Source organism: Burkholderia sp. Bp9016 (assembly GCF_003857765.1).
Taxonomy (GTDB): domain Bacteria; phylum Pseudomonadota; class Gammaproteobacteria; order Burkholderiales; family Burkholderiaceae; genus Burkholderia.
The window spans coordinates 62,623-86,281 of record NZ_QTPY01000013.1; the positions used below are offsets into that span (position 1 = coordinate 62,623).

The following is a 23,659-nucleotide window of genomic DNA, read 5'->3' on the forward strand; positions in this document are numbered from 1 at the left end:
GACACGATGCGGCACGGCGCTCGATTCCACGCCTCGACGTCGCAATCGACGCGTTGACGTCGAGACTTCCGCGCAGCCGCGCGTGTAATGCGTATCGACGATAACGATCTGCGAATCCGTTATTGGAACGCTCGCGTCACGCTTCCTATACTGGCTCTCCCGGTGCAAACGGCCCCGCCCTTCGAGGAACACGCATGACTTCGTCGCACGCAGACATCGATCTTTCCACCGGCACCGACTACGACGCACTCGCGAGCCGCTTCAGGCCGATCTTCGAGCGCATCGCCGACGGCACCGCCGAGCGCGACCGCCGCCGCGAACTGCCGCACGACGCGATCGGCTGGCTGAAGGACGCCGGCTTCGGCGCGATACGGCTGCCGGTGCGCAACGGCGGCGACGGCGCGTCGCTGCCGCAACTGTTCCAGCTGCTGACCGAGCTCGCCACGGCCGATTCCAATCTGCCGCAGGCGCTGCGCGGCCACTTTGCGTTCGTCGAGGACTGGCTGAACGCGCCGCCCGGGCCGCAGCGCAGCGCCTGGTTCGACCGTTTCGCGAACGGCCAGCTGGTCGGCAACGCGTGGTCGGAGGCCGGCGACGTTCCGCTCGGCCAGACCATCACGAAGGTGTCCGAGCAAAACGGCCGGCTCGTGCTGAACGGCCGCAAGTTCTACAGCACGGGCAGCCTGTTCGCCGACTGGATCGACGTATTCGCGCAGCGCGCGCACGACGGCAGCGACGTGATCGTCGCCGTCGCCACGGCACAGCCAGGCGTGATCCGCGAAGACGACTGGGACGGCTTCGGCCAGACCACGACCGGCAGCGGCACGACGCGCTTCGAGGATGCGGCGGTCGACGCCGACAACGTGATCGACTTCGCACGCCGCTTCAAGTATCAGACCGCGTTCTACCAGTTGTTCCACGTCGCGACGCTGGCCGGCATCGGCCATGCGATCGTGCGCGACGCCGGCGAACTCGTGCGCGGCCGCACGCGCGTGTACAGCCACGGCAACGCGGCGCGCGCCGGCGACGACGCGCAGCTCCAGCAGGTGATCGGCGAAATCGCATCGTGGGCGTATGCGGCCGACGCGCTCGCACAGCGCGCCGCGCAGCCGCTGCAACGCGCGTACGTCGCACGCTTCGGCGGCGACGACGAAGCCGAGCACGACGCGAACGTCGCGGCCGAAATCGAATCCGCGCAGAGCCAGCTCGTCGTGTCGGAACTCGTGCTGCGCGCGGCGACACGGCTGTTCGATGCGCTCGGCGCATCCGCGACGCGCAGCACGACCGCGCTCGACCGCCACTGGCGCAATGCGCGCACGGTATCGTCGCACAATCCGCTCGTCTACAAGGCGCGGATCGTCGGCGACTGGATCGTCAACGGACGCACGCCGCCGTTCGTCTGGCGCGTCGGCAACGGTGCAGGCGCCGGCACCGAAACGGGAGCGACCCGATGAGCAAGACCATTCGCTTCAACGCATTCGAGATGAATTGCGTCGGTCATCAGTCGCCGGGGCTGTGGGCGCATCCGCGCGACCGCTCGTGGCAGTACAAGGACCTCGACTACTGGACCGATCTCGCCCGCGTGCTCGAGCGCGGCATCTTCGACGCGATCTTCATCGCGGACGTGATCGGCTATTACGACGTCTACCGCGGCAGCAACTATCACGCGCTGCATCAAGCCGCGCAGATTCCGGTCAACGACCCGCTGCAACTCGCCGCGCCGATCTCGATGGCGACCGAACATCTCGGCATCGGCATCACCGCGTCGACGACGTTCGAGCACCCGTACACCTTCGCGCGCCGCCTGTCGACGGCCGACCATCACACCAAGGGCCGGCTCGCATGGAACATCGTCACGTCGTACCTGGAAAGCGGCGCGAGGAACGTCGGCGACGACGGACTGCGCACACATGACGATCGCTATGCGGTCGCGGCCGAATATGTCGAGGTGCTGTACAAGCTGTTCGAGGGGAGCTGGGAAGACGGCGCGGTCGTGCGCGATCGCGACGGCCGCGTCTTCACGCATCCCGAGAAGGTGCACGACATCGGCCACAAGGGCCGGTTCTTCGACGTGCCCGGCTATCACCTGTGCGAGCCGTCGCCGCAGCGCACGCCGGTGCTGTTCCAGGCCGGCGCGTCCGGCCCCGGCAAGGCGTTCGCCGCGCAGCACGCCGAATGCGTGTTCGTTGCCGCGCCCACCCGTGCGCAACTCGCGCGCCATGTCGCCGACGTGCGCGCACAGGCTGCGGCCGCGGGGCGCGACCCGCGCGACGTGCTGATCTACAACCTCGTGACGGTGATCGTCGACGAGACCGACGAGAAGGCACAGGCAAAGTTCGACGAATATCGCCGCTACGTGTCGTACGACGGTTCGCTCGTGTTCATGTCCGGCTGGACCGGCATCGACTTCGGCCAGTACGCGCCGACCGATCCCGTCAGGCGCGTCGAAACGAATGCGATCGTGTCGGCAGTCGAGCATCTGGCCGGTGGCGACACCGCGTGGACGATCGAGGAACTGGCCGCGTGGGGCGGTATCGGCGGGATGGGCCCCGTGTTCGTCGGCTCCGCGCAGACGGTCGCGGACATCCTGCAGGAATGGGTCGCCGAAACCGACGTCGACGGCTTCAATCTCGCGTACGCCGTGGCGCACGAAACGTTCGAGGACATCGTGCGTCACCTCGTGCCAGAGTTGCAGCGGCGCGGCGTCTACCCGACCGAATACGCGCCCGGCACGCTGCGCGAGAAGCTGTTCGGCGGCGCCGCGCGGTTGCCGGACGCTCATCCGGCCGCACGGTTTCGCGACATCGAGCAGGTCAAGCGCGGCGCCAAACAGGAGGCCGACTACGCATGAGCGCCATGCGGCCGCGTCGGTAACAAACGCTCGCGCGCGCCGGGCCAAGCGCGCAATGCGCGGCCCGTCAAAGCCACGTACCGCCCTGCCGCTCGTTCGGCTCGTCGGCGAGCGCGTCGAAATCGTGGATCCAGTCCAGGTGACGCAGCACGCTGTCGCGTTCGCCGAGCCGGGCATTGCGCGCCTGCGCGGCCGGCCCGTCGGGCAGATGCAGCACGTCGGCGGCCGTGATCGATGCGTACTGCACCTTGCGCGTGCGACCGCGCCGCAGCCGCTCGTACGCTTCCTGCGCCTCGCGCCAGTTGCCCGGTCCGGCCTTCGCCAGTTGCCCGGCCAGCACCACCGCATCCTCGATCGACTGGTTCGCGCCCTGCCCGTGATGCGGCACCAGCGCATGCGCGGCGTCGCCGATCAGCGTCACGCGCCCGCGGCTCCAGCGGCCGAGCGGCGGCCGGTGGAACAGCCCCCAGCGCTGGCTGATCGGCACCGCGGTGATCATCTGCACCACCGCCGGATGCCAGTCCTTGAACAGGCGCAACTGGTCGCCCTCTTCGGCCGGCATGACCCACTCGCGCGACGGCCACGGCGACGGATGACGCTCGACCAGCAGGAAATTCTGGTCGCCGTTGTCGCCGATCGGATAGTGCAGCAGGTGGCCGTGCGGTCCGATCCAGAACTGGATCGTCTCGGGGTCGGGCAGCAAGTCCATCCGCTCGGCCGGCACCACGCCGCGAAAGCCCGAGCAGCCCGAATACAGCACGTCGTCGTAGCCGAGCATCCAGCGCCGCGTGATTGAACGCGCGCCATCCGCGCCGATCACGAGATCGGCATCGGCACGCTTGCCATTGTCGAACGTCAGCGTCACGCGATCCGGATGCTGCACGAGATCGACCAGCCGATGGCCCAGATGAATCTGCTCGACACCGACGGCCTGCGACAGGATCGCCTGCAGATCCGCACGATGCACGCCCCAGTATGACCCGCCGAATTGCCGGCGGTAGTCGGGTTCGCCGCGATGATGACCGATGACCGCCCCGCTGCGCCCGTCGCGATAGACGAGCGCCGGGATTTCCGCGCATACCGCGTCGAAAGCCGAACGCAATCCCATTCGTTCGTAGAAGCGCGTCGCATTCGCCGACAGCGCAACGGCCGCCCCGACCTCGCGCAGCACGTCGGTCTGCTCGTACAGTTGCGCGTCGATGCCGCGCTCGCGCAACGCAAGCGCCAGGGTCAGGCCGCCGATGCCGGCGCCGACGATCGCGATGTTCAGATTGGTCTGCATGATGAAGGTGTCTCCGGGATTCAGATATTCAGTTATCGGGGCCGCAGCGCGCGTGACCTGTTCGGCGCGCCTGTCGAACACATGCGCCGTATCGGTATTTTCAGCAGCGGACTCTTATCCCGCAATAAAATGAAGGGAATCTTCTTCATCACTGAACGGAATGATCTGGAGCGCTGCGTCACCATGGAACTGAGCGAGATCGACCTCAATCTGCTGCTGCTTTTTCAGCGGCTGATGCAGGAGCGGCGCGTGTCGAGCGTCGCCGAGCAGATGAACATGAGCCAGCCGGGCGTGAGCAATGCGCTCGCGAAGCTGCGCCGCCGGCTCGGCGATCCGCTGTTCGTGCGCGGGCCCGGCGGCGTGGTCCCGACGCCGTTCGCGTTGCGCCTGGCCGAGCCGGTTGCGCAGGCGCTGTCGACGCTGCATGCGGCGCTCAATCCGGAGACGGGATTCGATCCGTTGCGCGCGTCGCGCACGATGACGATCGGGATGACCGATATCGGCGAAGTCGTGTTCCTGCCCGCGTTGCTCGAACATCTGTCGAAAGCGGCGCCGGGCATCGCGCTCAATACGGTGCGCAACACGAGCGTGAACCTCGGCGACGAAATGGCCGACGGTCGCGTCGATCTCGCGATCGGGCTGCTGCCGCAACTGCAAGGCGGGTTCTATCAGCGCCGGCTGTTCGATCAGCGGTACGTGTGCTTGTTCCGCCGCGGGCATCCGCTCGCGGACGCGCCATTGACGGTCGACGCATGGCGGGAAGCCGAGCATCTGGTCGTGGTGTCGGCCTGCACCGGCCACGGGCAGGTCGACGAATGGCTGAAGCGGCGGCGCGTCAAGCGCCGCGTGCGGCTCACGGTGCCGCATTTCATGAGCGTCGGCTATATCCTGCAACGCACCGACCTGATCGCGACCGTGCCCGAGCATCTCGCGCTGCAACTCGCCGCGCCGTTTTCGCTGAGCTGGCGAGCGTTGCCCGTCACACTGCCGGGTGCGCCGATTCATATGCTGTGGCATACGCGCGTGAATCAGGACGAAGGCAACCGGTGGTTGCGCGATGTCGTGGTCAGCCTGTTCTCGGAAGCCGAAACACGCGGACGAAAGCCTGCGCCGGCGCGCAGGCAATAGCGGCCCCCGCCGCGAACCCGCGGTGCGCGGTACGATGTCGCTTCAACCGGCGCGCGGCGATGCCATCGCACCCTTGCCGCCTCTTTCGTCACCCAACCCGCAGGGAATCAAGTCATGTCTGTTTCGCAGAAATTCGCAGCCGTCACGGGCGCCGGATCCGGCATCGGTCGTGCTGCGGCGATCGCACTCGCCGGCGCGGGATTTACCGTCGCGCTGATCGGACGCCGCGAAGAATCGTTGCGTGAAACGAAAGAGGCGATCGTCGCCGCTCACGGCGATGCGCACGTATTTCCGGCCGACGTCACCGACGAAGCATCGGTCGATCACGCGTTCGCGCAGATCGCGCAGCAGTTCGGCCGGCTCGACGTGCTCTTCAACAACGCCGGCCGCAACGCACCGGCCGTTGCACTCGACGAATACGCATTCGACGTGTGGAACGCCGTCGTCGCTACGAACCTGACGGGCGTCTTCCTGTGCGCACGGGCTGCGTGGCGCGTGATGAAAGCGCAAATACCGCAGGGTGGCCGGATCATCAACAACGGTTCGATCTCGGCCTATACACCGCGCCCGAACACGATCGCGTACACGGCCACCAAGCACGCGGTAGCCGGCATCACCAAGTCGCTCGCACTCGACGGCCGCGCATACAACATCGCGTGTGGCCAGATCGACATCGGCAACGCGGCGACGTCGCTGACGGACCGGATGACGGACGGCGTGCTGCAGGCCGACGGACGCATGGCGCCCGAGGCACGGATGGACGTCACGCACGTGGCAAACGCGGTCGTTCAAATGGCGAATCTTCCGCTGGACACGAACATCCTGAACATGACGATCATGGCGACGACGATGCCGTTCGTCGGGCGTGGATAAGCGGGACCCCGGGAATTCGACCGGGCGGTGCCGGGCGCCGCATGTTCCGTCACGCCCTCTTCGTCTTCTTGCCCATCGACGGCGGCTTGACGATGACGAACTGACGGCGCTCCTTGCCCCGGATCCAGAGCGGCGCGTTACCGCGCCCGCTCCACTTCCGGCGCTCGCCGGATCGCGATGGCGCGCCGGCAGGACTTCGACCGGCTCCGCGATGGAGCCGGATCGCGCGTGAAGCAACGGCAAGCCCGTGACGCCACACATCGCACGATGTCCCCGGCGGCTTGCCCGAATGACACGCGCCCTTGATGGCCGCTACTCAGCGTTCGTGGTAGATCGCGAGCCATACGGTCGGCTCCTCCGGATGCGTCCACGCGACGCGATGCCGGCAATGCGGTTCGATCAGCACGTAGTCGCCGGGACGCATGTCGTACAGCGCCTGATCGCCTTCGAATTCGAGCGCGGCCGCGCCGGACAGCAACGCAACCCATTCGGCGCGCGGGTCGTCGTACCAGAACCCGTCGGGACTCGCATGCCCCATCGACACGATTCGCTCGATGTTCAGGCGCGCGCCGGCCACGAGTACGTCGACCTGCTCGTCGTCGCTTCGGGTCCGTTCGATGCTGAACAGGTTGCCGGTTTGAAGCTGCATGATTCGACCTCGCATCGCCCTTCGCGTGAAGGCGGTTGACGTCCACTCCAACGCGGCGGCCGTCGCCGGGGTGAGCGTGTTTTGCGGGTATCGGCTTGGCGCGCACGCAAAGACCGGCCATCGAAACGTCCGACGAAACGTGGCTGACAACCAAACCGCCTTGACAAGTTGCGCATCGCAACTAATATTGCTTGCGGGCCGCAACTTTTCCGGGCTGATCATGGACCTCATCGATATTCCCGCCAAGACCCGCGACGCAACAATCCTGGAGCTTCGCGATTTTTCCCGAAAACTGGTCCGTGAACTGGGCTTCATGCGCACGACATTGGCCGACAGCGACCTCGCGCCGTCGGCCGTTCACGCCGTGCTCGAAATCGGAATGGCGCCCGGCATCAGCGCAAAGGATCTCGGCAATATCCTGCGGCTCGACAAATCGAATACGAGCCGACAGCTTGCCCGGCTGGAGGCGGCCGGCTTCGTGACGCGCCGCATCTCGCCCGACGATGCGCGCGCGACCGAGTTGTACCTGAGCGCCGACGGGCAAAAGCTCCGGGAGAAAATCGACCGGTTTGCGACCCGCCAGGTGTCGAATGCGCTGCGTCGCATGGTGCCGGCGGACCAGCAAAACCTGATCCGCTCGCTCGCGCTTTATAGCGACGCGCTGGCGCAGGACAACGTAGCCAAGCCGTCCGTCGCGAAGCAAAACGCCGTGCAGATCCTCGACGGCTATCAGCCCGGCTGCATCGGCGACATAGCGAGCCTTCACGCGCGGTTCTATTCGGAACACTGGGGATTCGGCGCGTTCTTCGAAAAGAAGGTTGCGACCGAACTCGCCGAATTTGCGGGCGCGCTTCCGGCCGAGGGCAAGGCGCTCTGGCTCTGCACGGAAAATGGCCGCACGCTCGCCTCTCTCGCCATCGACGGAGACAAGGTATCGGGCATCGCGCACTTGCGCTGGTTCATCGTCGACGATGCGTTGCGCGGCGCCGGCATCGGGCGGCAGCTCATGACGCTTGCCATGCAGTTCGTCGACGATCGGCAGTTCGACGAGACGTATCTCTGGACATTCAAGGGACTCGATTCGGCACGTCACCTGTATGAATCGTTCGGCTTTGCGCTGACCAGCGAATCGGCAGGCTCGCAATGGGGAACCGAGGTCGTCGAGCAACGCTTCAGCCGGCGAAAATCCGGCGGCTAGCGTTCGGCCCCGCACTGCCCTTCAACGGCAACCCGCCCACCTCGAATGAACCCGCCTGCCACGATGCCACTCCCGCTCGTCTTCCTGCCGGCCATGCCATGCGACGCACGGATGTATGCCGCGCAGGTCGACGGGCTGTGCGATCTTGTGTCGCCGTCGGTGCACGTGCTTTCGTACCCGACCTTCGCGGAAAGCGCCGAGCACCTGCTGTCTGTCACGGAAGGGCCGTTGATCCTCGCAGGCACCGCGTATGGCGGCTGCCTGGCACTCGAAGTGCTCGCCAGGATGCCCGATCGCGTTCGCGGCCTCTGGTTGATGAATTGTCAGCCCGGCGCCCATCCGGATCCGGCGTCGGCGCGCGCCACGAGTCGCAGAATCCGTTCCGGCGAGCATGAACGCGTTCTCGCCGAATTCGCCGAGAACGCCATCCCCGCAGACGACATCGCGGCAAGAACAGCATTCGTGCAGATGGCGCGCGATGCCGGCGCCGACGTGTTCGCACGGCAATCCGACGCAACGTCGACACGCATGGATCGCTGGCCTACGCTCGCATCGACCCGGATCCCGACGTTACTCGTCTGGGGCAGCGCCGACCGTTTCGTTCCCGTCGACGTGGGCCGCCACATCGCCGCATCGATGCCGCATGCCCGTTTCGAACCGATCGACGGGTGCGGCCATTTTCCGACCCTGGAGCGCCCGTTGCCATGCACTACGATCGCGCGCCAATGGTTGATCGAATCCGGCCTGACGCCCTTCTCCACGCGTTGACGCATCGATCCGCGCACGCCGCCGCTCTGCTCGCGGGCACGACGACGCGCCGACCGCGAGCGCTTTCTGCCGCGCTCATGCCGCCTGTCACGCCGCCGCCTCGTCGTCGATGTCGCGCGCCGTCGGTTCATGACGCACGATCAGCAGAAACACGATCGGCGTGACCGCGCTGATCGCCACGACCCAGAACATGTCCGTGCCGAGCCGGGCCTGCAGGATCGGCAGCACGAACAGCGCAAGCGCCTGCCCGATACCGCACAGCGAACGCCCGAAGCCGACCCCGGTGCCGCGGATCGCCGCCGGGTACGACAGCGTCGGATAGATCATCATCTGCGCGCCCGGTCCGAAGCCTTCGGCAAACAACCACGTGCCGAGCATCAGCAGCACGACGCCGATCGCGACCGCGCCGTGCGGATGTCCGGCCAGCGCGAGTGCAACGAGCGCGACGAACTGCAGCGCGAACCCCGCGATCGCGACGTGGCGCGACGGATAGCGATACGCAAGACGCATGCCGAGCAAGCCCCCGGTAAACGCGAACAGGACGTTCAGCGCGAGCGACGCGGCGATCGTCTCGAACACGCCCGCGCCGAGAAACTGCGACAGGATCGACGGCAGGAAGAACGCGATCGCCGTGTATTCGAACGGAATGCACAGGTTCATCACGCTGGCGACGATCGTGCGGCCCAGATACGGACGCTGGAACAGCACGCGAATCCGTACGGGCGGCTGGCTCGGCGCGCGCGGCGCATCGTCTGCTTCGTGTGCGTGAATCCCGTACGACTCGCGAAGGATGCGCGCCGCATTGGCGAGGTCGCCCTGATTCGCCGCCCACAGCGGCGATTCGTTCATGAAGCGATTGCGCACCAGGATGATGACCAGTGCGGGCACCGCGCCAAAGATCAGCGACGCGCGCCACAGCCAGCCCGCATGCTCGGCCGGCAGCAGGAAATACAGCCCGAAGATCAGCAGGAAACAGACCGACGACGCCACGTACCACATAGGGCACCACGCAGCGAGCCGCGACGCCTTGTTGCCGCGGCCGTTGAACTTCGAGAATTCCGCGAGAAACGCCATCGCAACCGGCAGGTCGATGCCGACGCCGAGCCCCATCACGAAGCGCGCACCGATCAGCACCCACACGTTCGGCGCGAGTCCGGCCGCGATCGCCGCGATCACGAAAAACAGCATGTCGGCCATGAACACCTGATAGCGGCCGATCTTGTCGGTGAGCCAGCCGCCGATCAGGCTGCCGAAGATCGTGCCAATCATGATCGCCGCCCCGACCAGCCCGGTCAGTGCGGGCGTCAGGCCGAACTCGCGCGCGACGTCGTCGATGCCGTAGGACAGCGTCGTCAGGTCGTATGCATCGAGAAACACGCCGCCGAGCGCGAGCAGCACGATCATTCGCGCATGGCTGACGGAGCTGTCCGTCGTATTGATCAGGCGCGCCACGTCGCTCGCGGAGCGGATGGGCGCGGAAACCGGCGTGATAGCGGCATTCAGATCGATCGAACTCATCGCATTCCCTTGTTTCGCCGGATACCCGGCGATGTCCACATGGAGACAGGAACCCGACACGCACGCGTCGCCGGGTTCCGGAAGCGAAGATTCTGTTCTTGCGATCCGGTTATCCCAACCGATATAAATCGATAAATTATTCGGTGTACGTCATAACGTTGCTGCCCGCGCGCGTCGACCGGTCACGCACATGTGCGTCGCGACCTGCGTCACGCCACTGCGCGAAAGGCGGCCACCCTGTTCCGCCCGTTCGCCTTCGCGTAGTACAGCGCCTCATCGGCGGCCTTGATCACGGCTTCGGCTTGCGCATCGTGCTCGGGCGTCCAGCTCGCGAGGCCGATACTGGCGGTGACGTGCCCATATTCGCTGCCGGCGTGCTCGAGCGGCAACCCGTCGATCGCAGCGCGAATCCGCTCGGCAATCTGGGCGGCGCCCGTCTCGGAGGTATCCGGGAGCAGCACGACGAATTCCTCGCCGCCGTAGCGGGCCGCGGTATCGGCCGGCCGGCGGATGTTGTCGCCGATACAGCGTGCGACCGCTGCCAGCGCGTCGTCGCCCGCCTGGTGGCCGTAGGTATCGTTATAGGCCTTGAAGCGGTCGACATCGACGAACAGCAACGAGAAAACCGACCGCGCCCGCCGCGCACGACGCCATTCGCGCTCCAGCACTTCCGCGAAGCTGCGGCGATTGTTCAGGCCGGTGAGGCCATCGGTGCGCGCGAGCAGCACGAGTTCCGACTCGGCACGCATGCGGCGCCGCAATTGCGTGCCGAGCATGACGGACACCGCGATGAACGCGGCGCCGAACGTCGCCACCAGCGCGCCGATCGTGGTGGCCCGGTGCCGCCACGCCGCATAGATATCCGGCTCCGCTTCCGCGACCATGATCATCAGCGGCAGCTTCGACAAGTGCCTGAAGTAGTAGAGGCGACGCACACCGTCGAGCGACGAGGTTTCCGAAAACACCCCCTCCCGCGCGGCCCGGAACCGCTGGAAAGTCGCGGCCTGGCTGATGTCGCGGCCGATGGTGTGGACGTCGTACGGCTGGCGCATCACCATCACGCCGTCGTTGCCGATCAGCGAGATCGAGCCGTGCTGTCCGAGCGACAGGCCGGCAAACAGTTGATGGAAATATTCGAGATTGACCGTGATGAGCACGATGCCGGCAAACGAGCCGTCCGGGCTCGAGATCCGCCGCGTGAGCCCGACGCTGAGCGCGCCCCCTCGCAGGCGCGACGGGAACGGGTCGCTGACGTAGAGGCCGACATTCGGATCGTCGCGGTGGACGGTGAAGTACTTGCGATCGGAGAAATTGCCTCGGCGCGGCACGTCGTTGGCCGAATCGAGGACGATGTTGCCACCGGCATCGAGTACCAGCACCGAGCCGAGAAATTGCGCGGTCATCGCGTTGTCGAACAGCACGGCGCGCCGCAAGCCTGGCGGCGCATTCATCACGTCGGGGCGTCGCAGCCCCCCGATGACCGCCTGCAACGACAGGTCGTAGAGTTCGAAGTTGCGCTGGATGTCCCGCTCGGCGATCAGGCCGAGATTGCGGGAGGTTTCTCTCGCCCGCTCGAGCGCGTCGTTGCGGCTCTGGAACAGTTGCAGCACGCACAGACCCATCAGCGCACACGCAACCACGATGCCGACCACGACGATGGTATAAGGAGCCGCCGACCTGGATTGCATGTGTCTCCTCGATGACCAAGCTTGTATGCAGCCGCACGACGCGATTACTGCATACTAAAAAACGGATGGTGGCATATCAAGCGGGAGCAACGCGCCGGTCATGGCACGACATGGGTGTGACGATGCCGGGTCGGTTCACCTCCAGCCGTCAAATATCCGCATCCGGAATCCTCGCCGACTGAATTACGACCAGCGTATCCCCCGCCTCGATCCGGCACGGCGGATCCTCATAAAACGAAAGAATCTTCCCGCAACGATCGAGCCCGACCACGATCGCGCCCGGCACGACGTTCGTCATGCAGCCGATCTCGTGCGGTAATGCCTCGCGCTCAAGCAGCGTCGCGCGCCCGCGCGTCGACAGCATGTCGTTCACGAACGGCACGATGTACCGGCTATGCACCGCGTCCGCGAGCAGCAGCGCGCCGATCTTCGTCGACGATACGATCACGTCGGCGCCGGCCTGGCGCAATTGCCGCTGATACAGGTTCTCCTGGATGCGCACGACGATCTTCGTCTCGGGCGCGATGCTGCGCACCGACAGCGTCAGCAGGATCGCGGTCGGATCGTCGGTCACCGAGATGATCACGGCCTTCGCCGCGCGCACCTGTGCCTGCTGCAGCAGATCCTCGTGCGCCGGATCGCCGAGCAGCCCGGTCACGCCGAGCGACGTCGCGGCCTCGAGTGCCTGCTGCTGCGCATCGATCACGATGATCGTCGACGGATCGACGCCGCTTTCGAGCAGCTCGCGCACGGCGATCGATCCCGACAGGCCGTAACCGCACACGACGATGTGATCGGACAGTTGCTTCTGCAAGCGTTTCATGCGTAATTCCTCGACGACGCGCTGGATCACGAACTGATAGGCCGTGCCCAGGAAGATGAACCAGATGCCGATACGGATCGGCACGATGAAGAACGCGTCGAGCAGACGCGCGCGCGCCGTGACCGGCACGATGTCGCCGTAACCCACCGTCGCGACCGTGACCATCGTGAAGTACACGAGATCGGCGACGTTCATCGGCGTGCTCTTGGTGGAATCGCGCAGGCCGTCGCGATCGAGATACAGCACGAGGAACGCGAGCATGCACAGCAGCACCACCGCGCCGAGGCGGAACAGCAGCGTACGCCGCGGCGACGTCGCGGGACGGGTGAACAGCGTGCGCGTGCGCGGCGCCTGCCACGGGTCACGGGCACGACGCAGACGCAAGCGCAACGAGCGGCGCTGGGAAGGCGTTGCCAACGAGGATTCTCCTGAACGATGCGGGCTCGATTCTACGACGGGAACATGCGGGCGCTGGCGTTACAGCATGCTGCGCGGCCGCACCATCGTGCCGTCGACGAATCGCTGCGCACGGAACGCCGACAGGTCGAGCGACGGTGCGCCGGTATCGACCCATTCGGCCAGCAGCCGGCCGACGATCGGCCCCATCGCGAAGCCATGTCCGCAGAAGCCGGTCGCGATCGCGAGCCCGGACGGCGTGCCGGGCGCATCGATCACCGGAATGCCGTCGGGCAGCACGTCGATCAGGCCGGCCCACGCCTCGACGATCTGCGCATCCTTCAGCGCGGGGAAGATCGCCTTGAGTTTCGCGAGCGCGCGCGGCGCATGCGCGCGATTCGGCTGAGGCTGCGGATCGCGCGGCTCGATCGGGTCGACCCGGCCGCCGATGCGCGCGCAGACATCACGCCATGCCGCCGCATTCAGATGCAGCCGGAATTTCTCGCGCTGCGACCAGAACGCCGGCCAGAACAGGCTCAATCCGCGTAAGTGGCCAAGCGTCATGTCGACGTCGACCTGCATATCGTCGGCGAGATTGATCGCGCCGTTCTTGCGTTGCCGGATGCCGAGGCCATGCCCCCAGATCGTCGACGCGGACACGTCGGGCAGCACGTTGGTGCGCATGCAGGTGCCGCGCACGGCCTGCTGCGGCAGGCGGATGCCGACGCCGTCGAGCAGCCGGAAGCTGGTCGCGCCGGCCGCGCAGATCACCCGCCGCGTGCGGATCGTGCCGCGCTCGGTCACGACGCCGACGACCGCGCCGCCGGCCGTCTCGATCGCGGTCACGCCGCAGCCTTCGAAGAAACGCGCGCCGGCTTCGGTCGCGCGCGCCGCGAACGCGGCGGCCACGCGACGCGGCTCGGCCTGCCCGTCGGTCGCGGTGTACAGCCCGCCAAGCGTGCGCGCCTGCGTCGACAGGCCGTTCACGCGTGCGTCGATTTCCGCACGCGTGAGCGTACGCGTGTCGAGCCCGTGCTCGCGCGCGACGGCGAGCCATGCCTGGAACGATGACCAGTCGTCTTCGTTGTCGGCCATATACAGGCAGCCGCCCTGCCGCCATTCGAGGTCGAAGCCGAGCGCCTGCTCGAGCCCTTCCCAGATCCGCATGCCGGCCATCATCAGCGGCACTTCGGCGGACTCGCGGCCCTGCTGGCGCACGAAACCCCATGCGCGGGTCGATTGCTGGCCGGCGATGCGCGACTTGTCGAGCACGACGGCCTTCAGGCCACGCAGCCCGAGGTAGTACGCGGCCGCGCAGCCCATGATGCCGGCCCCGGCGATCACGATGTCGGCTTCGGCCGGAAACGCCGTATCGGCGTGGCTCAATGCATCATGCAGCGGATAGGTTGTCGTCATTGTTTTCTGTTGGCGTCGATACGCCCGGCGCATGCATCGACATATGCGATGACGGGCGCCGGGTGATGCTGTTCTGCCCCGGATTTTCGCGGAAAACGTCCGAACGGGTCGGCGAGCGATCGAGTCCGCGCTGTCGCGCCCCCGGCACCCGCATGCGACGGCGTCATTCTTGCCAGCCGGCCGTCCCCATTTTTTCGCCTTGACGGGACTATCTTACCGCGCGACAAACTGTACATCCATACAGTATCGCTGCAGTAGAAATGGGCCTCCCCTCATTCGCTCCCCCCGACGCTGAACGACCCGACCGAATGGCGAACGACGTGCGGCACCTGTGCCCGGCGCCACGGCAATTGACGTCCCGCGTCCCCGATGGATCGCGCCGGATCCGCGTGCTCGCCCCGGACATGCCCGTGCACGGCTCCGAGCTTTGACGGCTCGGCTATCTGCTCGAAAAGAAGATCGAGCGTGCGCTGCCCGAGCCTGCGGAACCGGGCACGCTGCCGTGCGTGATTCCGGAATAATCGAATCGGCGAATGCCGGCGGCAATGCCGCGCGTTTCCCCGCACACGCTTTCGCCATCGTCACGATGCTTACGAGACGATTCCTGAATCGCGCCCGCCCTCGACGACACGCATCGACACCCAAATCGGTACATGCATCGGTTCGTTATCCGATACATCTGAACGTCATCGGAACGTAACTCTCACCGACATACCATCGCTGTCGATTCGAGCGACGCATGCGATTTCTTTTGTCGCGCTCGGGAACGGATCGTGCTCCCTGAACGAAGAATTGGAACTCATTTATTTTCTTTGACGGATTGCATATTACCGGTGCATATTCGCGTCGATCTATTGGCCAGTACTTCTAAAAATATAAAAAACAGGCTGTTCGCCATGTAACGATGACCTTACGTTGCCTCGCCAACCGATACTTGATCGAAGGGGTAGAAATGATGCCGTTGTCCCAGGATGTGAGCATCAAAAAAACAGTTGCCGTATCGAAAGCATCCACGCCGTCACCCGTTTTCTGGAAGTCGGACCCGCTGGTCGCGACACCGCCGCCGGAACCGAAGTCGGCAACGCCCGATCTGCGCGACTTCTTCGCCGCGGCTGCGCTGCAGGGGTTGCTGTCACGCGACGCCGGCCGCAACGTGTCGACGATCGCCGACTACGAATCCAAACGCGCGGTCAGCGCCTATCGATTCGCCGACGAAATGTTGAAGGCGCGATGAACGGGCATGCCCGCCGGACCGGATCGGTCCACGCTGGCTCGTCGTCCCCCGGCTTTCGTCATCGCAAGCACCGCCCGCGCGAGGCGCAGGCGAAGCGGCAGAAGCAGCGAGGGGCGAGAAAACGGCGGGCGCAGGTCTGCGCCGGGACTCCCCCGGTACGGCCGCAATCAATCAGTATGAGTAACGCGTATGCGTGCCGGCCGCGCGATCGAACGGTTGCAGCCTCGCAAGCCGTTCGACCGACATCGTGACGACTTCGAGAACATGCCGGGCGATTTCGTCGTGCCCCATGCCGGCATGAATGTACTGCTCGATGCTCATCGTGCGGGGCGGATAGTTGCCCGCTTCGTCGTCGACGATGTGAATCCTGGCTGATCGACTCTCGAGCGACAACACGACCTGGACAGTTTTACCGTGAACGACGGTCTGCATGCACAAGGTGGACATTCGCAGTCTCCAGTTGCGTTACCTCGAAACGATCGGCACCTCACAACGTGAGGCATCAATCTACAAATTTCTCTCGGCATTGGCAACTCTTGCGCATGAATTTGGATCGGCCGCCTGCCATTACCGGCTGGACGCGCCATCTTTCACGCCGCAAGCCATCGGCCGGGAAACCGGTATCGCCGCATCACGCAGGCGCGAACGCACGCGACCGCCACGCCACGCGCTGGCGCGTCGGTCGTTTCGCTTGCTTCAGATGAATGGGGACGCCAGCGGATCAACGGACGCCGTCTCGCCGGTCGATCCGGCACCCGCATTGCGCGGGTATCCGGTGCGCTACGCGTAGCGGCTCAGCCACTCTTCGGAGAATTTTTGCGCATAGGTGACGGCTTCGGCTTCAGTGTCGAATTCGCCCAGATTGCGGAACGCCGCCTCGCGGCTGAAACCCAGCTTCGTGACCTCGACCTGGGCGGCGTACTTGCCGTCCGCCGTCACGCGCGGTTCGCAGTTCATCTCGTAGCCGCGCATCACAAATTTCTTCTGCATCGGTTCAACGCATCTTTTTTAAGACAGGCAATCGTAGCATGTGAGCGCCGTAGGTTCGGGTTCGCCGATAAATGTATCTACGCCGGTTTCACTAGAGGAAACCATCCACTCCGCCGAATGTCCTGTGCAGAATTGTCGACTGCGAGGGTCACGATGCCGCCATCGTGTCGCGACGACACGCCCACGTCTGGTGCATCGCGTCCCCGCCGCGGTGCATTACGCGCCAAGCCACGTGGAATATGCGCGCGGCAAGCCGGGATCCGCGCTTGCAGGTTTTCAACGTCTCTTTTGCGCTCGCGCAACAACCGCGATCAAGCGTAACGTCAAGACACACCTTTCACACAAACGCACTTTTCACCGCATGGAATAACCGCCGTTTTGCGGTAAAGTTATCTTTTCCGCGCGTGGCCGGTCGGCTCGCCACTGGACGTCGTCAAGACTGTCCGCCGAGACTGCCGCAAGGCGTCATTCTGAGTGTCACGATCCGTTCCCGTAGCATGACCACTGAAGCAATCACCACGGATTCCCTCGCGGTTGCCGAGCGCGTGCGCGAGCTGATGAGCCGTAACGGCATCGGCAAGCGCCAGCAGACGACCGAGCTGTGCCGCATCCTCGACCTGAGCTTTTCGCAGGGCCACCGCAAGCTGCGTGGCAGCAGTCCCTGGACCCTCGCGCAGATCAAGAAAGTCGCCGAAGCTTACGGCGAGCCCGCCGCCCAACTGTTCGGCGCACAGGCGCTCGACCCCGGCATGGTCGGCGCCTATTCGCAGGAGGCGGTCCTGTATGCCGGCGTCGCCGAAATTCCGTGCACCGCATGGATCGGCGCACCGCTCGAAGCCGGTGCACGCCCCGAATTCGTCGCGTACGAACAGAACGGCCGCTGGCGCGTGCTGCGCCATACCGGCGTGCTGTACCAGAACGCGTACGACGTGCACAAGATCGAGATCTATCCGCGCCGCGCCGAGAGCGACAAGCTCGTCGTCGCAGTGATCGATCCCGATCGCGTCAGCTCGACCGAGCTGTGCCGTTATCTCGAACGGCAGGGTTTCGCGACCGCCGCGTTCGACGGCCTCGCGCCGTTCGTCGACGCACTGCAGGGCCAGGCATTTGACGCCGTCGTCACCGAATGGCTGTTCGACGACAGCACCGCCGCGACCGCGATCAAGGCCGTGCGCGCGTCCGACAATCCGGGCGCACCGATCTTCGTACTGACGGGCGACCTGCTGACAGGCCGTGCGAGCGAAGCCGACATCAGCGAAGTGATCCGCGCATTCGACGTCGTCTGCTACGAAAAACCCGCACGCATGGCAATCCTCAGCGCCGATCTCGCAAAACGGCTCGCGCGCGGATAGTTCGCGGCCTTCCGCTGCAACCGTCCCTCTTCCGAACGGCCAACGTCCGTGCTGCGCGGCGGTCGTGAACAGGTTCCTCAGTACAATAGCCGAACCTGTTCACGCCCTTATCGGCATCCGCCGCCCGAGCTCATGGCCCGCCTCATTCCCGACGACTGGAAAAGCCTCGCCGCCACCGGCGCGGCCGAACGCGAGCGCGAAACGCTCGCGGCCCTCGAACACGCGCTGCCGGACAGCTACACCGTCTATCACGGCGTGCACTGGACGCGTGCGGATCAGGGCTTTTCGGTGTTCGGCGAAGCGGCGTTCGTCGTCGTGAGCCCGGCCGGCCGCGTGCTGCTGATCGAGCAGAAGGCCGGTTTCCTGCGCGAAACGCCGAAGGGGCTCGTGAAGGTCTACCTGCAGAAGGAGCGCAACGTCCCGATCCAGCTCGCGCGGACGCAGGAAACGCTGCACCGGCGCCTGACCGCCGCGCTCGGCGCGGGCGTCTATGGCGTCGAGGCGCTGCTGTACTGCCCCGACTACTCGATCCGTGAAACGGCAATCGCCGGCGTCGCGGCCGACCGCATCGTCGACGCGTCGCGCAAGGCGCAGCTCGCGCAGGTGATCCTGCAGATCCTGCCGGAACACGACGCGCCGTTGCCGAACGCATCGAAGCTGCATCATTTCCTCGCCGACGAGCTGGCGCTCACGCCCGACACCAGCGCGCTCGTCGGGCAGGCCGGCACGCTCGTCACGCGACTGTCCGGCGGGCTTGCCGCATGGGCGCGCCAGCTCGAATTCACGCCGTTCCGGCTGCGCGTGACGGGCACCGCGGGTTCAGGCAAGACGCAGCTTGCGGTGCAGGCGATGCGCGACGCGGTCGCTGCCGACAAGCGGGTGCTCTATGTGTGTTTCAACCGGCCGCTCGCCGACTACATCGCACGCATCGCGCCGGCCGGCGCGAAGATCGCGAACTACCATCAGCTGTGCGACTGGGTCGCGCGCGACGGCGGCTATACGCCCGACTTCACCGTGCCCGGCGCGTTCGAGCGACTCGAGGCGCGCTTCGCGGAAGCACCGATTCCGGAACACTGGCGCTTCGACGTCCTGATCGTCGACGAGGGGCAGGATTTCCATGCGCCGTGGGCAGCCGCACTGGAGCGCCTGCTCACGCCGGACGGCGCATGGTGGTGGCTCGAAGATCCGCTGCAGAACCTCTACCTGCGCGAGCCCGTCGCGCTGCCCGGCTGGGTCACGCTGAAGGCGCTGACGAACTATCGCAGCCCGCGCGATCTGCTCGAATTCGTACGCGACGTCGTCGGCCGCGTCGAGCCGCTTGCGGCCGAACTGCACTCGGGCAGCCCGTTCGACGGTTCCGATCCGTCGGTTTCGTCATACGGGGAAGATGGCGCATCGGGCAACGCGCTCGCCGAAGCCTGCATCGACGCGACCAAGCGCGCGATCACTCATGCGCTGTCGCTCGGTTTTCGCAAGCAGGACATCGCGGTGCTGTCGTATCGCGGCCGCGAAAGCTCGGTGCTCGCGTCGCTCGACCAGCTTGGCCCGCACCGGATCAAGCACTTCACGGGCAAGTACGACCTGTTCGGCAACCCCGAATATCGCGAAGGCGACGTGCTGCTCGATTCGATCTACCGCTTCAAGGGACAGTCCGCGCCGTGCGTGATCCTCACCGAGATCGACTTCGAAACGCTCGATGCGCGTGCGGCTCGCAAGCTGTTCGTCGGTGCGACACGCGCGACGATGAAACTGCTGCTCGTCGCGTCGTCGCGGGCGGCCGTGCAGCTCGCGGCGAGCTGATACCGCCATCGGTGGGCCGCCGGCACGCGTTGCACTGGCCGCACCGCCCTTCGCGTGACGCGAAACGCGAAACGCGCCACTACCCGACTCAGCCCGTCGGCACAGTTGTCGATATTGTTTTCCGGCCCGCGCCCTTGAAGTTCCGCTCATTGCCGTCCGCTCCACACATCAGCGGGTTTGCTCACTTACGATCTGCCATCAGGATGCCACCGTGTGCCAGTCTTCTCACCCGGATCATCCAGGACAACATGGACTGAATTCCACCGTGAAATGAGTCGGGCGACGAGTCGGGCGACGCCCCCGAACAACCACGCTGCCGCCCGCCCCGCCATCACTCAAGCCACCTGAAACGCCCCCACCGCCCGACGCAGCCCGTCCGCCTGTTCCTCGAGCGACGCCGCAGCCGCTGCCGCCTGCTCGACCAGCGCTGCGTTCTGCTGCGACACCTGATCCATCTGCGACACCGCGCGGTTCACCTGTTCGATCCCGTCGCGCTGCTCGTTCGACGCGGCGGCGATCTCGGTCATGATGCCCGTCACGCGGCCGATCGCCTGCTGGATGTCCTGCATCGTGTCACCGGCCACGCCGACGAGCCGCGAGCCCATCGCCACGCGCTCCACCGATTCGCCGATCAGCGTGCGGATTTCCTTCGCCGCGGATGCCGAACGCTGCGCAAGCGTGCGCACCTCGCCCGCGACCACCGCGAAGCCGCGGCCCTGCTCGCCCGCACGCGCGGCTTCAACCGCCGCATTCAGCGCGAGGATATTGGTCTGGAATGCGATGCCCTCGATCGTGCCGATGATGTCGGCAACCTTCTGCGAACTCCGGTCGATCTCGTTCATCGTGCCGATCACTTCGCCGACGACCGTCGCGCCGCGCGTCGCGATCTCGCTCGCGTCGTCCGCGCAGGCCTGCGCTTCGACCGCATGATCGGCGTTCTGCTTCACGGTCGCCGTCAGTTGCTCCATGCTCGCGGCCGTTTCCTGCAGTGCCGCGGCCTGTTCCTCGGTGCGCTGCGACAGATCGGTGTTGCCCGCCGCGATCTGGTGCGTCGCGGTCGAAATGGCCTCGGAGCCCTGGGTCACCTGACGCACGGTATCGGCGAGGCTGCGCTGCATGCCGGTCACGCCCCTGACCAGCTCGGCCATTTCGTCGCGCGACGACCAGCGCACTTCCGACGTCAGATCGCCTTCCGACAGGCGGCGGAAATGCGACAGCAGCCGGTTCACCGGCTGCGTTATCGCGAAGTGCAGGCCGACCGCGCAACCCAGGCACGCGGCAAGGCCGAACGCGATGCCGGCGATCGCACCCGCGCGCATCCAGCCGTAATACATCTGCGCGGTGTCGTAGACCTCCTTGCCGCGCTCGGCCTGATACGCATCGAGCGCGTCGGTTGCCTGCGTAAGCGCGACCGACAGCGACGGCGCGACCGTCATCAACAAGCGGTCTGCCTCGTCACGCCGCCCGTCGCGGATCGCGTCGATCAGCGGCTTCAACGCCTGCCCGATCAGCGCCTGGCGCGCGGTATCGAGCCGGCCGGCAAGCGCCCCCTCGTCGCCCTCGTGCGGCAGCGCCGCGTATGTGCGCCACGCGGCGTCGGCCTTCCCGAGATAGCTCTCGGCCTTCTTGACGAGATCGGGCACTTCCGGCGCGTCCGGATGCAGCAGCACGCGATCGAGCGTCGTACGCACGATCGTCAGGTTCAGGCTCGCGGCCGACAGCGCGGTCTTCGCGGCCAGTTGCTGCGTATAGGCCTTGTCGAGCGCGCGGTTCGAACTCTGCATGCCGACGAGGCCGATCAGCCCCGACACGACGAGCAGCACGGCGACGAGACCGAGCGTGGAGAAAATCCGCGTACGGATGGAGAAACGGGAAAACAGGGCGTTCAGGTTCATGACGGCACGTGAGCGATAAAAAAGAGGGCGGCAATCGGTCCGCGGCACTCTGGATTACGGTTTGCCTGCAAAAAACTTGAGTCCGCTCCCCTCTCCTCGTGATCCCGATCAAATTTCCTCGCGGCAACCTTCTGTTACCGATGCAACAAATTAAGCTCCGGCAGAAATTGACCAGTCAATGATTTCTCTCTATATTTCGGTCAATTCCCTGCCATGGCAGATATTTCGATGAGAACCAATACCCTTGTTGCTCCGCCGGCCGCCGAAGCGGCCCGCCACGACGCGCCGACCGGGCTGATCATCGCCGCGCTGCTGCTCGTGATGCTGCTGTCCGCGCTCGACCAGACGATCGTGTCGACCGCGCTGCCGACGATCGTCGGCGAGCTCGGCGGCCTCGATCAGTTGTCGTGGGTCGTCACCGCCTACCTGCTTGCGTCGACGATCGTGCTGCCGCCGTACGGCAAGCTCGGCGACCTGTACGGCCGCAAGATCGTCTTGCAGGCCGCCATCGTCCTGTTTCTCGCGGGCTCCGCGCTGTGCGGCATCGCGCAGGACATGACGCAGCTGATCGTGCTGCGCGCGCTGCAGGGGCTCGGCGGCGGCGGGCTGATGGTGGTCACGATGGCCGCGATCGGCGACCTGGTGCCGCCCGATCGCCGCGCGCGCTATCAGGGGATGTTCGGCGGCGTGTACGGCCTTGCTACGATCATCGGGCCGCTGCTCGGCGGCTTCCTGGTCGAACACCTGTCGTGGCGCTGGATCTTCACGATCAATCTGCCGCTCGGCTTTCTCGCGCTCGCGGTGATCGGCATCGCATTCCGGCCGCACACGGCGCACGTGAAGCACCGGATCGACTACATGGGCGCCGCGTTCCTCGCCACCGCGCTCACCTGCGTGATCCTGTTCACGAGCGAAGGCGGTTCGCTGCTGCCGTGGTCGTCTCCGCAACTGTGGATGACGCTGGTGCTCGGCCTGGTCGCGGTCGGCGGCTTCATCTATGAGGAACGCCTCGCGGCCGAGCCGATCATGCCGCTCGATCTGTTCCGTCAGCGCACATTCGTGCTGATGGGCCTGATCGGTTTCGTGGTCGGCATCGCGCTGTTCGGCTCGGTCACGTTCATTCCGCTGTATCTGCAGGTCGTGAAGGGCTCGACGCCGTCGCAGGCCGGGATGCAACTGCTACCGATGATGGGCGGGATGCTCGCGATGTCGGTGATCAGCGGCCGGCTGATCTCGCGGCTCGGCACGTATCGCCCGTTTCCGATCGCGGGGACGCTGCTCGGCGGCGTCGCGATGGCGCTGCTGTCGACGCTGTCGCTCGATACGCCGCTGCACACGATGTACGCATACATGGCGCTGCTCGGAATCGGGCTCGGCATGGTGATGCCGGTGCTGACGCTCGCCGTGCAGAACACGGTCGAATTCCGCCACATGGGCGTCGCGACGTCGGGCGTCACGCTGTTCCGCTCGATCGGCGGCTCGATCGGCGTCGCCGCATTCGGCGCGCTGTTCTCGCACGGGCTCGAGTCGCGGGTGATGCAGGCGCTGCCGGCCGGCACGGAGCTGCCGCCCGCGCTCGGCCCGGCCGCCGTGCACCAGTTGCCGGATGCCGTGCGCGATGCGTACCTGCAGGCGTTCGCCGGGTCGCTGCACGTGGTGTATCTCGCGGCGGCAGCCGTGATAGCGATCGCGTTCGTGCTCGCGTGGTTCGTCGAAAGCGCGCCGCTGCGCACGCATCATTGATGCGGCGTGGAGGCTGCGTCGCCGCGGCCTCCATCGAAACCGCGACGCGCGGCGC

Annotated in this window: 20 protein-coding genes; 11 read left to right on the forward strand and 9 right to left on the reverse strand. The window is 65.8% G+C overall.

Annotated elements, in window-relative coordinates; all coding sequences use genetic code 11:
• Positions 1-194: 194 nt before the first annotated feature.
• Together DIE13_RS17340 and DIE13_RS17345 are read left to right on the forward strand one after the other, a co-directional pair.
• Complete coding sequence (locus DIE13_RS17340; protein ID WP_124828313.1) at positions 195-1,454, forward strand: acyl-CoA dehydrogenase family protein; 1,260 nt, start codon at positions 195-197, stop codon at positions 1,452-1,454.
• Positions 1,451-2,851: an LLM class flavin-dependent oxidoreductase gene (locus DIE13_RS17345; RefSeq protein ID WP_124828314.1), complete on the forward strand. Its 1,401-nt coding sequence runs from the start codon at positions 1,451-1,453 to the stop codon at positions 2,849-2,851. The genes DIE13_RS17340 and DIE13_RS17345 overlap by 4 nt, the downstream gene beginning before the upstream one ends.
• A 67-nt stretch (positions 2,852-2,918) precedes the next feature.
• Here DIE13_RS17345 and DIE13_RS17350 read toward each other — a convergent pair whose 3' ends face one another.
• A complete protein-coding gene (locus tag DIE13_RS17350; RefSeq protein WP_124828315.1) occupies positions 2,919-4,133 on the reverse strand; it encodes an NAD(P)/FAD-dependent oxidoreductase in 1,215 nt (404 codons plus the stop codon).
• A gap of 183 nt (positions 4,134-4,316) precedes the next feature.
• On the opposite strand from DIE13_RS17350, the gene DIE13_RS17355 reads away from it, so the two are divergent.
• Both DIE13_RS17355 and DIE13_RS17360 read left to right on the forward strand, forming a co-directional pair.
• Positions 4,317-5,261: a LysR family transcriptional regulator gene (locus tag DIE13_RS17355; protein WP_124828316.1), complete on the forward strand. Its 945-nt coding sequence runs from the start codon at positions 4,317-4,319 to the stop codon at positions 5,259-5,261.
• Positions 5,262-5,375: 114 nt separating this feature from the next.
• Positions 5,376-6,134 carry an SDR family oxidoreductase gene (locus tag DIE13_RS17360; protein ID WP_124828317.1) on the forward strand — a complete coding sequence of 253 codons (759 nt, stop codon included), beginning with the start codon at positions 5,376-5,378 and terminating at the stop codon, positions 6,132-6,134.
• A gap of 316 nt (positions 6,135-6,450) precedes the next feature.
• Here the strand turns inward: DIE13_RS17360 and DIE13_RS17370 are convergent, their stop codons facing one another.
• Entirely contained in the window at positions 6,451-6,783 is a 333-nt protein-coding gene (locus DIE13_RS17370) for a cupin domain-containing protein (RefSeq protein ID WP_124828318.1), read from the reverse strand.
• 220 nt (positions 6,784-7,003) lie between these two features.
• Here DIE13_RS17370 and DIE13_RS17375 point away from each other — a divergent pair, with 220 nt between their 5' ends.
• Together DIE13_RS17375 and DIE13_RS17380 are read left to right on the forward strand one after the other, a co-directional pair.
• Complete coding sequence (locus DIE13_RS17375; RefSeq protein WP_124828418.1) at positions 7,004-7,981, forward strand: helix-turn-helix domain-containing GNAT family N-acetyltransferase; 978 nt, start codon at positions 7,004-7,006, stop codon at positions 7,979-7,981.
• A gap of 63 nt (positions 7,982-8,044) precedes the next feature.
• The gene (locus DIE13_RS17380; protein WP_124828319.1) at positions 8,045-8,749 is read left to right on the forward strand and encodes an alpha/beta fold hydrolase; all 705 of its coding nucleotides are present in this window, start codon (positions 8,045-8,047) and stop codon (positions 8,747-8,749) included.
• A gap of 87 nt (positions 8,750-8,836) precedes the next feature.
• Here the strand turns inward: DIE13_RS17380 and DIE13_RS17385 are convergent, their stop codons facing one another.
• The 4 genes from DIE13_RS17385 to DIE13_RS17400 all read right to left on the reverse strand — a co-directional run bounded on the left by DIE13_RS17385 (position 8,837) and on the right by DIE13_RS17400 (position 14,590).
• On the reverse strand, positions 8,837-10,267 hold the full coding sequence (locus DIE13_RS17385; protein WP_124828320.1) for an MFS transporter: 1,431 nt from the start codon (positions 10,265-10,267) through the stop codon (positions 8,837-8,839).
• A gap of 209 nt (positions 10,268-10,476) precedes the next feature.
• Positions 10,477-11,955, reverse strand: coding sequence for a sensor domain-containing diguanylate cyclase (locus DIE13_RS17390; protein ID WP_124828321.1), 1,479 nt, complete (start codon positions 11,953-11,955; stop codon positions 10,477-10,479).
• Between the two features lie 148 nt (positions 11,956-12,103).
• The gene (locus DIE13_RS17395; RefSeq protein WP_124828322.1) at positions 12,104-13,195 is read right to left on the reverse strand and encodes a potassium channel family protein; all 1,092 of its coding nucleotides are present in this window, start codon (positions 13,193-13,195) and stop codon (positions 12,104-12,106) included.
• 60 nt (positions 13,196-13,255) lie between these two features.
• Positions 13,256-14,590: an FAD-binding oxidoreductase gene (locus DIE13_RS17400; protein ID WP_124828323.1), complete on the reverse strand. Its 1,335-nt coding sequence runs from the start codon at positions 14,588-14,590 to the stop codon at positions 13,256-13,258.
• A gap of 952 nt (positions 14,591-15,542) precedes the next feature.
• Between DIE13_RS17400 and DIE13_RS17405 the strand changes: the two genes are divergently transcribed.
• The gene (locus DIE13_RS17405) at positions 15,543-15,824 is read left to right on the forward strand and encodes a hypothetical protein (protein ID WP_124828419.1); all 282 of its coding nucleotides are present in this window, start codon (positions 15,543-15,545) and stop codon (positions 15,822-15,824) included.
• 171 nt (positions 15,825-15,995) lie between these two features.
• On the opposite strand, the gene DIE13_RS17410 is transcribed toward DIE13_RS17405, so the two are convergent.
• Positions 15,996-16,271 carry a hypothetical protein gene (locus tag DIE13_RS17410; RefSeq protein ID WP_124828324.1) on the reverse strand — a complete coding sequence of 92 codons (276 nt, stop codon included), beginning with the start codon at positions 16,269-16,271 and terminating at the stop codon, positions 15,996-15,998.
• Here DIE13_RS17410 and DIE13_RS17415 point away from each other — a divergent pair.
• The gene (locus tag DIE13_RS17415; RefSeq protein ID WP_124828325.1) at positions 16,255-16,614 is read left to right on the forward strand and encodes a hypothetical protein; all 360 of its coding nucleotides are present in this window, start codon (positions 16,255-16,257) and stop codon (positions 16,612-16,614) included. The genes DIE13_RS17410 and DIE13_RS17415 overlap by 17 nt on opposite strands.
• Here DIE13_RS17415 and DIE13_RS17420 read toward each other — a convergent pair.
• On the reverse strand, positions 16,605-16,814 hold the full coding sequence (locus DIE13_RS17420; protein ID WP_124828326.1) for a hypothetical protein: 210 nt from the start codon (positions 16,812-16,814) through the stop codon (positions 16,605-16,607). The genes DIE13_RS17415 and DIE13_RS17420 overlap by 10 nt on opposite strands.
• Before the next feature lie 497 nt (positions 16,815-17,311).
• Between DIE13_RS17420 and DIE13_RS17425 the strand changes: the two genes are divergently transcribed.
• Together DIE13_RS17425 and DIE13_RS17430 are read left to right on the forward strand one after the other, a co-directional pair.
• Complete coding sequence (locus tag DIE13_RS17425; protein ID WP_124828327.1) at positions 17,312-18,166, forward strand: helix-turn-helix domain-containing protein; 855 nt, start codon at positions 17,312-17,314, stop codon at positions 18,164-18,166.
• 132 nt (positions 18,167-18,298) lie between these two features.
• Complete coding sequence (locus DIE13_RS17430) at positions 18,299-19,966, forward strand: ATP-dependent helicase (protein WP_124828328.1); 1,668 nt, start codon at positions 18,299-18,301, stop codon at positions 19,964-19,966.
• 335 nt (positions 19,967-20,301) lie between these two features.
• Here DIE13_RS17430 and DIE13_RS17435 read toward each other — a convergent pair whose 3' ends face one another.
• Positions 20,302-21,861 (reverse strand): methyl-accepting chemotaxis protein, encoded by a 1,560-nt coding sequence (locus DIE13_RS17435; protein WP_124828329.1) that lies wholly within the window; start codon positions 21,859-21,861, stop codon positions 20,302-20,304.
• A 228-nt stretch (positions 21,862-22,089) separates the two neighbouring features.
• Here DIE13_RS17435 and DIE13_RS17440 point away from each other — a divergent pair, with 228 nt between their 5' ends.
• A complete protein-coding gene (locus tag DIE13_RS17440) occupies positions 22,090-23,604 on the forward strand; it encodes an MDR family MFS transporter (RefSeq protein WP_124828330.1) in 1,515 nt (504 codons plus the stop codon).
• Positions 23,605-23,659: the final 55 nt, after the last annotated feature.

Excerpts from the sequence above, each read along its gene's own strand:
- DIE13_RS17340 (WP_124828313.1), top strand. The coding sequence starts at position 195 with ATGACTTCGTCGCACGCAGACATCGATCTTTCCACCGGCACCGACTAC.
- DIE13_RS17345 (WP_124828314.1), top strand. The coding sequence starts at position 1,451 with ATGAGCAAGACCATTCGCTTCAACGCATTCGAGATGAATTGCGTCGGT.
- DIE13_RS17350 (WP_124828315.1), bottom strand. The coding sequence starts at position 4,133 with ATGCAGACCAATCTGAACATCGCGATCGTCGGCGCCGGCATCGGCGGC.
- DIE13_RS17355 (WP_124828316.1), top strand. The coding sequence starts at position 4,317 with ATGGAACTGAGCGAGATCGACCTCAATCTGCTGCTGCTTTTTCAGCGG.
- DIE13_RS17360 (WP_124828317.1), top strand. The coding sequence starts at position 5,376 with ATGTCTGTTTCGCAGAAATTCGCAGCCGTCACGGGCGCCGGATCCGGC.
- DIE13_RS17370 (WP_124828318.1), bottom strand. The coding sequence starts at position 6,783 with ATGCAGCTTCAAACCGGCAACCTGTTCAGCATCGAACGGACCCGAAGC.
- DIE13_RS17375 (WP_124828418.1), top strand. The coding sequence starts at position 7,004 with ATGGACCTCATCGATATTCCCGCCAAGACCCGCGACGCAACAATCCTG.
- DIE13_RS17380 (WP_124828319.1), top strand. The coding sequence starts at position 8,045 with ATGCCACTCCCGCTCGTCTTCCTGCCGGCCATGCCATGCGACGCACGG.
- DIE13_RS17385 (WP_124828320.1), bottom strand. The coding sequence starts at position 10,267 with ATGAGTTCGATCGATCTGAATGCCGCTATCACGCCGGTTTCCGCGCCC.
- DIE13_RS17390 (WP_124828321.1), bottom strand. The coding sequence starts at position 11,955 with ATGCAATCCAGGTCGGCGGCTCCTTATACCATCGTCGTGGTCGGCATC.
- DIE13_RS17400 (WP_124828323.1), bottom strand. The coding sequence starts at position 14,590 with ATGACGACAACCTATCCGCTGCATGATGCATTGAGCCACGCCGATACG.
- DIE13_RS17405 (WP_124828419.1), top strand. The coding sequence starts at position 15,543 with ATGATGCCGTTGTCCCAGGATGTGAGCATCAAAAAAACAGTTGCCGTA.
- DIE13_RS17415 (WP_124828325.1), top strand. The coding sequence starts at position 16,255 with ATGCACAAGGTGGACATTCGCAGTCTCCAGTTGCGTTACCTCGAAACG.
- DIE13_RS17410 (WP_124828324.1), bottom strand. The coding sequence starts at position 16,271 with ATGTCCACCTTGTGCATGCAGACCGTCGTTCACGGTAAAACTGTCCAG.
- DIE13_RS17420 (WP_124828326.1), bottom strand. The coding sequence starts at position 16,814 with ATGCAGAAGAAATTTGTGATGCGCGGCTACGAGATGAACTGCGAACCG.
- DIE13_RS17425 (WP_124828327.1), top strand. The coding sequence starts at position 17,312 with ATGACCACTGAAGCAATCACCACGGATTCCCTCGCGGTTGCCGAGCGC.
- DIE13_RS17430 (WP_124828328.1), top strand. The coding sequence starts at position 18,299 with ATGGCCCGCCTCATTCCCGACGACTGGAAAAGCCTCGCCGCCACCGGC.
- DIE13_RS17435 (WP_124828329.1), bottom strand. The coding sequence starts at position 21,861 with ATGAACCTGAACGCCCTGTTTTCCCGTTTCTCCATCCGTACGCGGATT.
- DIE13_RS17440 (WP_124828330.1), top strand. The coding sequence starts at position 22,090 with ATGAGAACCAATACCCTTGTTGCTCCGCCGGCCGCCGAAGCGGCCCGC.